This is a genomic window from Mangrovactinospora gilvigrisea (assembly GCF_001879105.1).
GTDB lineage: Bacteria > Actinomycetota > Actinomycetes > Streptomycetales > Streptomycetaceae > Mangrovactinospora > Mangrovactinospora gilvigrisea.
This window is the reverse complement of the sequence record NZ_MLCF01000061.1, coordinates 17,938-29,023: the sequence shown is the minus strand read 5'-3', so window position 1 is coordinate 29,023 and position 11,086 is coordinate 17,938. Positions and strand designations below refer to the sequence as shown.

General features: G+C 74.6%; 10 protein-coding genes, 1 tRNA gene and 1 pseudogene. 7 read left to right on the top strand and 5 right to left on the bottom strand.

Features of this window, described 5'->3' with window-relative positions; translation table 11 throughout:
* Positions 1-42: 42 nt before the first annotated feature.
* Entirely contained in the window at positions 43-546 is a 504-nt protein-coding gene (locus BIV57_RS12605; protein WP_245797610.1) for a MarR family transcriptional regulator, read from the bottom strand.
* A 62-nt stretch (positions 547-608) separates the two neighbouring features.
* On the opposite strand from BIV57_RS12605, the gene BIV57_RS12600 reads away from it, so the two are divergent.
* The 5 genes from BIV57_RS12600 to hisN all read left to right on the top strand — a co-directional run bounded on the left by BIV57_RS12600 (position 609) and on the right by hisN (position 5,041).
* The gene (locus tag BIV57_RS12600) at positions 609-1,340 is read left to right on the top strand and encodes a M50 family metallopeptidase (protein ID WP_071656847.1); all 732 of its coding nucleotides are present in this window, start codon (positions 609-611) and stop codon (positions 1,338-1,340) included.
* Positions 1,341-1,401: 61 nt separating this feature from the next.
* Positions 1,402-2,724 carry a 3-phosphoshikimate 1-carboxyvinyltransferase gene (aroA, locus tag BIV57_RS12595; RefSeq protein ID WP_071656846.1) on the top strand — a complete coding sequence of 441 codons (1,323 nt, stop codon included), beginning with the start codon at positions 1,402-1,404 and terminating at the stop codon, positions 2,722-2,724.
* A gap of 4 nt (positions 2,725-2,728) precedes the next feature.
* A complete protein-coding gene (gene rsgA / locus BIV57_RS12590) occupies positions 2,729-3,727 on the top strand; it encodes a ribosome small subunit-dependent GTPase A (RefSeq protein ID WP_071656845.1) in 999 nt (332 codons plus the stop codon).
* A gap of 156 nt (positions 3,728-3,883) precedes the next feature.
* Entirely contained in the window at positions 3,884-4,207 is a 324-nt protein-coding gene (locus BIV57_RS12585; RefSeq protein WP_071656844.1) for a DMT family transporter, read from the top strand.
* A gap of 36 nt (positions 4,208-4,243) precedes the next feature.
* The gene (gene hisN / locus BIV57_RS12580) at positions 4,244-5,041 is read left to right on the top strand and encodes a histidinol-phosphatase (protein ID WP_071656843.1); all 798 of its coding nucleotides are present in this window, start codon (positions 4,244-4,246) and stop codon (positions 5,039-5,041) included.
* A gap of 130 nt (positions 5,042-5,171) precedes the next feature.
* Here the strand turns inward: hisN and BIV57_RS12575 are convergent.
* Both BIV57_RS12575 and BIV57_RS12570 read right to left on the bottom strand, forming a co-directional pair.
* Positions 5,172-5,248 (bottom strand) — tRNA-Met (locus BIV57_RS12575).
* A gap of 18 nt (positions 5,249-5,266) precedes the next feature.
* The gene (locus BIV57_RS12570; RefSeq protein WP_071656842.1) at positions 5,267-6,214 is read right to left on the bottom strand and encodes a LysR family transcriptional regulator; all 948 of its coding nucleotides are present in this window, start codon (positions 6,212-6,214) and stop codon (positions 5,267-5,269) included.
* A gap of 123 nt (positions 6,215-6,337) precedes the next feature.
* On the opposite strand from BIV57_RS12570, the gene BIV57_RS12565 reads away from it, so the two are divergent.
* Positions 6,338-7,378, top strand: coding sequence for an aldo/keto reductase (locus tag BIV57_RS12565; protein ID WP_071656841.1), 1,041 nt, complete (start codon positions 6,338-6,340; stop codon positions 7,376-7,378).
* Positions 7,379-7,497: 119 nt separating this feature from the next.
* Here the strand turns inward: BIV57_RS12565 and BIV57_RS12560 are convergent, their stop codons facing one another.
* Positions 7,498-7,926 carry a Fur family transcriptional regulator gene (locus tag BIV57_RS12560; RefSeq protein WP_071656850.1) on the bottom strand — a complete coding sequence of 143 codons (429 nt, stop codon included), beginning with the start codon at positions 7,924-7,926 and terminating at the stop codon, positions 7,498-7,500.
* A 117-nt stretch (positions 7,927-8,043) separates the two neighbouring features.
* Here BIV57_RS12560 and BIV57_RS12555 point away from each other — a divergent pair, with 117 nt between their 5' ends.
* Entirely contained in the window at positions 8,044-9,513 is a 1,470-nt protein-coding gene (locus tag BIV57_RS12555) for a catalase (protein ID WP_071656840.1), read from the top strand.
* 108 nt (positions 9,514-9,621) lie between these two features.
* Here the strand turns inward: BIV57_RS12555 and BIV57_RS12550 are convergent.
* Positions 9,622-10,989 (bottom strand): annotated as a pseudogene (locus tag BIV57_RS12550) (tetratricopeptide repeat protein); the annotation flags it as partial.
* Between the last annotated feature and the right edge of the window lie 97 nt (positions 10,990-11,086).

The window sequence follows — 11,086 nt, the reverse complement described above, 5'->3', positions numbered from 1 at the left end:
GGGCGGGGCGCGCGGTCAACTGACCTCCGTTCGGTGGTGCGTTCAGTCCAGTGCGCTCGGTTCGAGCGCGGCGAGCAGGGTGCGGACGGCCTGCCGGGCCTCGGCGACGGCCCGCTCGGGGTCGTCGCCGCGCTCGCGCAGCCCGTCCAGCAGCCGGGCGGCCATCCGCTGCCGGCCGCGGTCCAGCACCTCCAGGCCCGCGGGCGTGATGCGGACGCGGATGGAGCGGCGGTCCTCGTCGCAGCGGCGCCGCTCGACGAGCCCGGCCTCCTCCAGGGTCTGCAGCACCACGGTGACCCGCGGCTGGGTGAGGCCGGTGGGGGCGGTCAGCTCGGTCACCCGGCGGGGACCGTCGGCCAGCGCGTCCAGCGCGTTGAGGGAGCTGCGCGGCAGGCCGAAGTCGGCGGCCTCGAAGAGCACCCGGGAGACGGTTCCCAGGCTGCGGAGCAGCCCGCGGGCGGCCTTCTCGACGCGTGCGCCCGCCTCGTCGCGGGGCTCCCCATCGTGGACCTGCTGCTCGGCGCTCATCTCGAATTCATCGTACACATATATATCCGGCTGATGTACCGGGCCGGAACTCAGCCGCGCCGTGTAGCGTCCCCTCCACCATGAGCGAGACGACGACCGGAGCCCACCTCTCCCAGGTCTGGCACGACGTGCTGGGCACCCAGCCGGCCCCCGCCCTCTGGCTGGTCTGGGCGACCGCCGCGGCCGCCCTGCTGCTGGTGGTCTCGCGGCCCAGCTGGCGCATCGGCCGCAACCTGGTGACGATCGCCCACGAGGGCGGCCACGGGCTGGCCGCGGTGCTGACGGGCCGTCGGCTGACGTCCATCCGGCTGCACTCGGACACCTCCGGGCTCACCGTCTCCCGGGGCCGCCCGCACGGCCCGGGGATGGTGCTGACCGCCGCCGCCGGCTACACCGCCCCGCCGATCGTCGGCCTCGCCGGGGCGTGGCTGCTGTCCGCGGACCACATCACCGCGCTGCTGTGGCTCGCCATCGTGCTGCTCTTCCTGATGCTGCTGATGATCCGCAACGCCTACGGGGTCGTCGCGGTGCTCGTCACCGGCGGGCTGATCTTCGCCGTCTCGTGGTTCGCCTCCGCCTCCGTGCAGGCCGGCTTCGCCTATGTCGTGGTGTGGTTCCTGGTGCTCTCCGGGGTGCGCCCGGTCATCGAGCTGCAGGCCAAGCGGAGCCGCGGCGAGGCCCCCGAGTCCGACGCCGACCAGCTCGGCCGGCTCACCCCGTTCCCGGCCGGCCTGTGGATCTTCCTCTTCTTCGCGGTCTCCCTCGCCTGCCTGGCCGTCGCCGCGAGCCGGCTGCTGTCGGTGACGCCCTGACGTCCGCGGGCACCCGGACGGATACCCGCGGGCACCCCGCGGCCTCTATAAGGTTGTCCCCATGACCGACGCCCCCTGGCCCGCACCGAAGGCACCCGCCCGGCTCGACGCGACCGTCACCGTCCCCGGCTCGAAGTCGGTGACCAACCGCGCGCTCGTCCTGGCCGCCCTCGCCGCCGACCCGGGCTATGTGCGCCGCCCCCTGCGCAGCCGCGACACGCTGCTGATGGCCGAGGCGCTGCGCTCGCTGGGCGTCGTCATCGAGGACCTCGGCGGCCCCGGCGGCGGCGCCTGGCGGGTCGTCCCCGCCCCGCTGCACGGCCCCGCCCGGGTGGACGTCGGCAACGCCGGCACCGTGATGCGCTTCCTGCCGCCGCTCGCCGTCCTCGCCGACGGCCCGATCCGCTTCGACGGCGACCCCCGCTCCCACGAGCGCCCGCTGCACGGCGTCATCGACGCGCTGCGCGCCCTCGGCGCCCGCATCGACGACGACGGGCGCGGCGCGCTGCCGCTCACCGTGCACGGCGGCGGGGGCCTGGAGGGCGGCCCGGTCGACGTGGACGCCTCCGCCTCCTCGCAGTTCGTCAGCGCGCTGCTGCTCTCCGGCGCCCGCTACAACCAGGGCGTCGAGGTCCGCAACACCGGCCGCACGCTTCCCTCGCTGCCGCACATCCGGATGACCGTCGACATGCTGCGCCGGGCCGGCGCCCAGGTCGACTCCCCCGAGGACGGCGGCGGGCCCGGCGTCTGGCGGGTCGCCCCCGGCGCGCTGCTCGGCCGGGACCTGGTGGTCGAGCCGGACCTCTCCAACGCGGCGCCGTTCCTCGCCGCCGCGCTGGTGGCCGGCGGCCGGGTCACCGTCCGCGACTGGCCGGAGTCGACCACCCAGCCCGGCGACCGGCTGCGCGAGATCTTCACCGAGATGGGCGGCTCCTGCGCGCTCGTCCCGGAGGGGCTCGCCTTCACCGGCACCGGCACGGTGCACGGCATCGACCGCGACCTGCACGAGGTCGGCGAGCTCTCCCCGGTGATCGCCGCGGTGGCGGCGCTCGCCGACGGCCCGTCCCGGCTGCGCGGCATCGGCCACCTCCGGCTCCACGAGACCGACCGGCTGGCGGCGCTCGCCCGCGAGCTCAACGCCCTGGGCGGGGACGTCTCGGAGACCGAGGACGGCCTGGAGATCCGGCCCCGCCCGCTGCACGGCGGTCTCTTCCGCACCTACGACGACCACCGGTTGGCCACCGCGGCCGCGGTGCTCGGCCTGGTCGTCGACGGCATCGAGGTGGAGAACGTCGCGACCACCGGCAAGACCCTCCCGGACTTCCCCGGGCTGTGGACGGCGATGCTCGAGGGCGTGGCCGGCCCGCTGGCCTCGGGCGTGTGATCGCGTGCGCCGCTACGGCAAGGACGCCGACGAGGAGGACGTCCGGATCCGCCCGGGCCGGCGGGGCAGCCGCCCCCGCACCCACACCCGGCCCAAGCACGAGGACGCCGTGCAGGGCATGGCGCTCACCGTCGACCGGGGCCGCGTCACCTGCCTCGTCGACGACCGGATCGTCACCGCTATGAAGGCCCGCGAACTCGGCCGCAAACCCGTGGTGGTGGGCGACCGGGTGCTGCTGGTGGGCGACCTGACGGGCGACGAGGGAACGCTTGCCCGAATCGTCCGCGTCGCCGAGCGCGCGTCGGTGCTGCGCCGCACGGCCGACGACGACGACCCGTACGAGCGCGTCATCGTCGCCAACGCCGACCAGATGGCGGTGGTCACCGCGCTCGCCGACCCCGAGCCGCGGCCCCGCCTCGTCGACCGCTGCCTGGTGGCCGCCTACGACGGCGGGCTCGAACCGCTGCTCGTCCTCACCAAGTCCGATCTGCGCGCCCCGGACGAATTCCTCGCCACCTACCGCGACCTGGGCGTTCCGCATGTGGTGACGCGGCACGACGCCGAGGTCCCCGCGGAGCTCGCCGAGCGGCTCGCCGGCCGCAGCACGGTCTTCGTCGGCCACTCCGGGGTGGGCAAGACGACGCTGGTGAACGCGCTCGTCCCGGAGCGGCGTCGGGCCATCGGGCACGTCAACGCCGTCACCGGGCGCGGCCGCCACACCACCACCTCGGCGCTGGCGCTGGCGCTGCCGGGCGAGGACGGCGGCTGGGTGATCGACACGCCCGGGGTGCGGTCCTTCGGCCTGGCGCACGTGGACGCCTCGCGCGTCGTCCAGGCGTTCCCCGATCTGGTGCCGGGCACGGCGGAGTGCCCGCGCAACTGCTCCCACGACGAACCCGATTGCGCGCTCGACGCGTGGGTCGCCGAAGGGCACGCGGAGCCGGCCCGGTTGGACTCCCTCCGCCGCCTGCTCCGCACCCGCGACCGCCGCGAGGGCGACTGACCCGGTTTGCGTGGCCGGAAGGGCACCGTAGGGGGTGACCCCAGGGGAATATCGGGGGATTGCCTCAGTGCTGAGCTGTTCGGGTACAGGCAGACTGATCAGTACTCGAGCCGCTCATCACCCGGCGAGCCAACGGACGGTCAGGAGGCACGGCGCATGGCGTGGTTGCTCGTCATCACCGCAGGAATCCTCGAGACCGGCTTCGCGGTCTGCCTCAAGCTCAGCCACGGCTTCACCCGGCTCTGGCCCACCATCGGCTTCGCCTCCTTCGCGCTCAGCAGCTTCGGCCTGCTCACCCTCTCGCTGCGCACCCTCGACGTCGGCCCCGCGTACGCGGTGTGGACGGGCATAGGCGCCACCGGCACCGCCGTCTTCGGAATGGTCTTCCTCGGCGACGTCACCTCGGTGTTGAAGATCGTCTCCATCGTGCTGGTGATCGCCGGTGTGGTCGGCCTCCAACTTGCGGGCGGCCAGCATTGACGCCCGCGGAGGGCCGCGAAAGGTAGGGTTCGGCCCATGCCGGACTACCTGGACGACCTCCGACTTGCCCACGTCCTTGCCGACGCCGCCGACGATCTGACGCTCGATCGCTTCAAGGCCCTCGACCTCAAGGTCGAGACCAAGCCCGACATGACCCCGGTCAGCGATGCCGACAAGGCCGCCGAAGAGCTGATCCGGGGCTCGCTGGCGCGCAGCCGCCCGCGCGACGCCGTGGTGGGCGAGGAGTTCGGCACCACCGGCACCGGCCCCCGCCGCTGGGTCATCGACCCGATCGACGGCACCAAGAACTATGTGCGCGGCGTCCCCGTCTGGGCCACCCTCATCGCGCTGCTGGACCGCGACGAGAACGGCACCGAGCGGCCCGTGGTCGGCCTCGTCTCCGCCCCGGCGCTCAACCGCCGCTGGTGGGCGTCGATCGGCTCGGGCGCCTTCACCGGACGCTCCCTCACCAAGGCCGGCCGGATCGCCGTCTCCGGCGTCGGCGCCCTCGCGGACGCCTCGCTCGGCTACTCCGACATCCCGGAGTGGGAGGACGCCGGACGGCTGGAGGCGATGCTGGAGCTGCAGCGCACCGTGTGGCGCTGCCGCGGCTACGGCGATTTCTGGCCGTACATGATGATCGCCGAGGGCGCCCTGGACATCTGCGCCGAACCGGAGCTGAACCTCTGGGACATGGCGCCGCTCGCCGTCATCGTCGAGGAGGCCGGCGGCCGCTTCACCGGGCTCGACGGCGTCCCCGGCGTCACCTCCGGCAGCGCGGCGGCCTCCAACGGGCACCTGCACGAAGACCTGTTGAGGTATCTCGGCGGCTGACCGCCGCGGCACGCACCCCGGGGCCGCCCTCCGGCTCGCGGCCCCGGGTGCCCGCGCCCCCACCGGGCGCGCACCCGCGCACCACAACGGCGAGAGGCCCGGAACCGAAGTTCCGGGCCTCTCGCCTCACTGGTAGCGGGGACAGGATTTGAACCTGCGACCTCTGGGTTATGAGCCCAGCGAGCTACCGAGCTGCTCCACCCCGCGTCGTTGTGTGTCTTCAGCTTAGGCCACGGCCCCCGACCGGCGCAAATCGCTGTGCGCGGAGACCGGCAGCAGCCGCTCCCGGATGGCGGCCAGCAGCGCCCGGCCCGCCGCCGAGCCCGCCGTGCGCGGGGCCGCCGTCGCCACCGAGACCCGCCAGACCGGCGCCCCCTCCAGCGGCACCGCGCGCAGCCCCAGCTCCCGGGCGACCTCCTTGTCGGCCACCGGCCGCGGCACCACCGCGGCGCCCAGGCCCCGTCCGACGAGCACCACCAGCGCATGGACGTCGTTGACCTCCATGGCCACCCGCCGCGGCACGCCCGCCGCGGCGAACGCGGCCTCGGCGACCCGCCGCGAGCCCCAGTCCGGGTGCAGGTCGACGAAGACGCCGCCGGCCAGCCGCTCGCACGGCACCGGGCGCTCGGCCGCGGCCAGCGGATGGTCCGGGCGGCAGAGCAGCACCATCGGCGACTCGGCGAGCGGGTGCAGCGCCAGCCCGTCCAGCTGGGTGCCGGTCGCCGCGTCCGAGGCGACGAAGGCGACGTCCATCCGCCCGGCCCGCACCTCGGCGGCGAGCCGCCCGGTGCCGGCCTGCTCCAACTGGACGGCGACACCCGGGTGTCGGGTGCGGAAGTCGGCGAGCAGCGAGACCGGGTCGAGGGTGCCCATGCACTGCTCGGCGCCGACCGTCAGGGTGCCGCTGAGCAGCCCCGTCACCGCGGCGACCGCCTCCCGCGCGGCCTCCGCCGAGGCGAGGGTGCGGCGCGCCTCGCCGAGCAGCGCGCGGCCCGCGTCCGTCAGTTCGACGCGGCGGGTGGTGCGCGCGAACAGCTCGGCGCCCAGCTCGCGCTCCAGCGTCCGCACGGCGGCCGAGAGCCCGGACTGGGCGATGTGCAGGCGCGCGGCGGCCCGGGTGAAATGCCGTTCCTCGGCCACCGCGACGAAGTACTCCAGCTGGCGCAGTTCCACGATTGAGCACCCTAGTTGCTGAATCGGTGCACGGATAGGTGTTGGACCCCGGGCCGCCCGGGCGGCGAGGCTGGGACCTCGCCCAACGGATTCACCGGTTCACCACAGGAGACGAGGACCACCATGAAGTACCGGCTGCTCGGCAGCACCGGCTGCGCCGTCTCGGAGTACGCCCTCGGCACCATGACGTTCGGCGGCGAGACGGACGAGGCCGGCGCCTTCGCCCAGCTCGACCGGTTCCTGGAGGTCGGCGGGACGTTCATCGACACCGCGGACGTCTACCAGGGCGGCACCACCGAGGAGGTGCTGGGCCGCTGGCTCGCCGCCCGCCCCGGCGTCCGCGACCGCATCGTGCTGGCCACCAAGGGCCGCTTCGCGTCCGGCGAGGGCCCCAACAAGGTGGGCCTCTCGCGCCGCCACCTCTCCCGGGCGCTGGACAACTCGCTGCGCCGGCTGGGCACCGACTCGGTCGAGCTCTACCAGGTGCACGCCTGGGACCCGCTGACGCCGGTCGAGGAGACGCTGCGCTTCCTGGACGACGCCGTGCACGCGGGCAAGATCCAGTACGTCGGCCTCTCCAACTTCACCGGCTGGCAGCTGACCAAGGCCGTGGACACCGCGGAGCGGCTCGGCCTGGCCCGTCCCGTCACCCTCCAGCCGCAGTACAACCTGCTGGTGCGGGAGTTGGAGTGGGAGATCGTGCCGGCCGCGCAGGACGCCGGCCTGGGGCTGCTGCCCTGGTCGCCGCTGGGCGGCGGCTGGCTGACCGGAAAGTACAAGCGGGAGGAGCCGCCGTCGGGCGCGACCCGGCTGGGCGAGAACCCGGAGCGGGGCGTGGAGGCCTGGGAGCGGCGCCGCAAGCAGGAGCGCACCTGGCTGGTGCTGGACGCGCTGGAGGAGATCGCGGGCAAGCACGGCGACGGGGTGTCGACGGGCCAGGTGGCGCTCGCCTGGCTGGCCGCCCGTCCGGGTGTCACCTCGGTGATCCTCGGCGCGCGCACCCTCGCCCAGCTGGACGACAACCTGGGCGCCGTCGACCTGGAGCTGACGGCGGAGGAGACGGCGCGCCTGGACGAGGCGAGCGACCCGCTGCCGGCGGACTACCCGTACGGCACGCCGGGCCGCAACCAGCGCGGCCGCACGGTGGACGGCGAGGGCCGCTGACCGCCGCATCCGCACAGCGAACCGCCCCCGAGCACTGCGCTCGGGGGCGGTTCGGCGTTCGGGGGGTTCCGGGGCGTCCGGGCCTCCGGGATTCCGAGGGCTCCCGGGGCGACGGGGCGTCAGGCGCCGCGCTTGGCCCGGCAGTCGGGGCAGAGGCCGCGGAACGTCATCTCGACGCCCTCCAGGGCGTAGCCGGCGCTCTCGGACTCGGGCAGCGCGCCCATCGGGTCGCCGGCGATGTGCACGTCGCGGATCGAGCCGCAGCCCGAGCAGACCAGGTGCTGGTGCGCATGTCGGGCGTTGGGGTCGTAGCGCTTGGCCCGGCCGTCGGCGGAGAACTCGAGCACCTCGCCGAGGGACACCAGTTCGCCCAGGGTGTTGTAGACGGTGGCACGGCTGATCTCGGGCAGGCGTGCGGCGGCGCGGCCGTGCACCTCGTCGGCGGTGAGGTGGACGTGCTCGCCGGAGTCGAGCACCTCGGCGACGACCCGCCGCTGGGCGGTGAGCCGCCAGCCGCGGCCGCGGAGTCGTTCCAGCAGGTCACTCATGGCGTTCATGCTACCAGCATGTCCGGATCCGGAGCGCATATTGACTTAGACAAAGTCTTGATTAGGATCGGATTCACTCTTGCACCGAGACCAGAATGCGAACAGGGAGGACCCTCCATGGCTGCTCACGACGGCTCCCGCCCGATCCTCACCACCGAGTCGGGCGCCCCGGTGGCGGACAACCAGAACCTCGAGACCGCCGGCGTCGGCGGGCCGGCCCTCCTCCAGGACCAGCACCTGTTCGAGAAGCTCGCGCGCTTCAACCGGGAGCGCATCCCGGAGCGCGTGGTGCACGCCCGCGGCGCGGGTGCCTACGGCACCTTCACGGTGACGGCCGACGTCACCCCGTACACCAGGGCGGCGTTCCTCTCCGAGGTCGGCAAGGAGACCGAGGTCTTCGTCCGCTTCTCCACGGTCGCCGGCAACCTCGGCGCCGCGGACGCGGTGCGCGACCCGCGCGGGTTCGCCGTGAAGTTCTACACCGAGGACGGCAACTACGACCTGGTCGGCAACAACACCCCGGTCTTCTTCATCAAGGACGCGCTGAAGTTCCCCGACTTCATCCACACCCAGAAGCGCGACCCGTACACCGGCAGCCAGGAGCCCGACAGCGTCTGGGACTTCTGGGGCCTGTCGCCCGAGGCCACCCACCAGGTCACCTGGCTCTTCGGCGACCGCGGCATCCCAGCCTCCTACCGGCACATGAACGGCTACGGCTCGCACACCTTCCAGTGGGTCAACGAGGACGGCGAGCAGTTCTGGGTGAAGTACCACTTCAAGACCGACCAGGGCATCCGCAACCTGACGGCCGAGGAGGCCGCGGAGCTGGCCGGCAAGGACCCGGACAGCCACCAGCGCGACCTGCGGCAGGCGATCGAGGCCGGGCGGCCGCCGTCCTGGACGGTGCAGGTCCAGCTGATGCCGGCGGCGGACGCGGCCGCCTACCGCTTCAACCCGTTCGACCTGACGAAGGTGTGGCCGCACGCCGACTACCCGCCGATCGAGATCGGACGGATGACGCTCAACCGGAACCCGGACAACGTCTTCGCCGAGGTCGAGCAGTCGGCGTTCTCGCCGGCGCACTTCGTGCCGGGGATCGGGCCGTCGCCGGACAAGATGCTGCAGGGGCGGCTCTTCGCGTACGCGGACGCGCACCGCTACCGCGTCGGCATCAACGCCGACCAGCTCCCGGTGAACCGCCCGCACGCCGCGGAGGCGCGGACGTACGGGCGGGACGGCGCGCTGTACGACGGGCGGCACGGGCGCGACCGCAACTACGAGCCGAACAGCTTCGGCGGCCCCGCGGAGACGGGCCGGCCGCTGTCGGCGCCGGTGGCGGTGTCCGGGACGACGGGGACGCACGCCGCGGCGGTGCACGCGGAGGACGACGACTTCGTCCAGGCCGGCAGCCTGTACCGGCTGATGGACGAGGGCGAGCGGGCGCGCCTGGTGGCGAACCTCGCCGGCGCGATCTCCGCGGTGTCGCGGGACGACATCGCGGAGCGGGCCGTCGCCAACTTCCGCGCGGCGGACGCCGAGTTCGGCGCACGCCTGGAGAAGGCCGTCGCGGACCGGCGCGCCATCTGACCGCCCAGTCGGCGCCCCACGCGGACCGCGAAGCGGTCCGGGCGGGGTGCCGGGGCGGAGGGGCGGAGGGGCGGCGAACAGGGCGCCGCGTCAAGCGGTAAGGCGGCCGTCCAGTTGGGCCATCAGGTCGGCGGCCTGCTCCGCCACATCGACGTCGCCCAGGCCCGCCGCGCGCAGCGCCCACGTGCGGGCCAGCGCCGCGTCCCCGCCCACCGCCGCCAGCGACGCCAGCCGCAGCGCGGCGGCCGCGTGGCCGCCCTCCGCGGCGGACTCGTACCAGGGCCACGCCGCCCGCACCTGTCCGCGCCCCTCGTACAGGATGCCGAGGTTGAACGCCGCGTCGACGCTCCCCGCCTCGGCCGCCTTGGAGAACCACGGCTCGGCCCCGACCTCGTCGCCCCGCTCCAGCAGCACCACCGCCAGCGCGTTGCACGCGTCGCGGTGCCCCGCGTAGGCCGCCCGCCGGTACCACTGCTCCGCATGGGCCGCCCGCCCCTCGCGGGCGTGCAGCAGGCCGAGGTTGAAGGCCCCGTTGACGTCGCCGGCGGCCACCGCGCGCCGGTACCACGGCTCCGCGCCGGCCGCGTCACCGCGCTGCGCGTACAGCGCGCCCAGCGCGTTCGCCGCGGTGCCGTCGCCGGCCTCCGCCGCCACCTCCCACCAGTGCTCGGCGCCCTCCTCGTCGCCCGCGTCCAGCAGCAGGTACGCCAGCGCCCGCGCCGCGTCCGGCTCGTCGGAGCCGGCCGCGCGCCGGTACCAGCGCATCGCCTCGCCCGTCTCGCCGCGCAGCTCCAGCAGCGCGCCCAGCCGCAGCGCCGCGCGCGGGTGGCCGCGCGCCGCCGACTGCCGGTACCAGGTCTCCGCGCCGCGCGCGTCGCCCGCCGCCTCCCGCAGCCGGGCGAGCCGGTACGCGGCGCCGGTGTGGCCGACCTCCGCCGCCGAGCGGAACCACCGCTCGGCGCGCGGGTCCTGACGGTGCTCCAGCAGCTCGGCGAGGGCCACCACGCCCTTGAGGTGCCCCTGCTCGGCGGCCTGCCGCAGCCAGTACTCGGCGGCCGGCTCCTCACCGCGCTCGCGCAGGTGGCGTCCCAGCGCATGGGCGGCCGGCGCGCTGCCGGCCACCGCGGCGCGGCGCCACCACTCGGCGGCCGCCTCCGGCTGGCCGCGGCGGTTGAGCAGCATGCCCAGGTTGTTGGCGGCGGCGCGGATCCCGGCCGCGGCCGCGCGGCGCAGGAAGGGCTCGGCGGCGGCGAGTTCGCCGCGGCGCAGCAGCAGCGCGCCGAGCAGGCTCGCCGCGGAGGCGTCCCCGGCGTCGGCGGCACGGCGGTAGCGGGCCTCCAGCTCGGCCTCCTCGCGGGCGGCGAGCTCGTCCTCGAACGAGCGCCGGGGCCCCGGGAACAGAGCAGCGGCGGACGCGCCGGACCGGTCGGCGTCCTGCCGCACCGGGCCGTCGTCCGGCTCCGTCCCAACCCCCATGGCCCTCCACCCCATTGACTGGAGCATCGTCCCACCACCTGCTCACCCGCGTACATCCGGTATACCCCAGGCCGCCGCGTATCTTCAGAGATTTAGC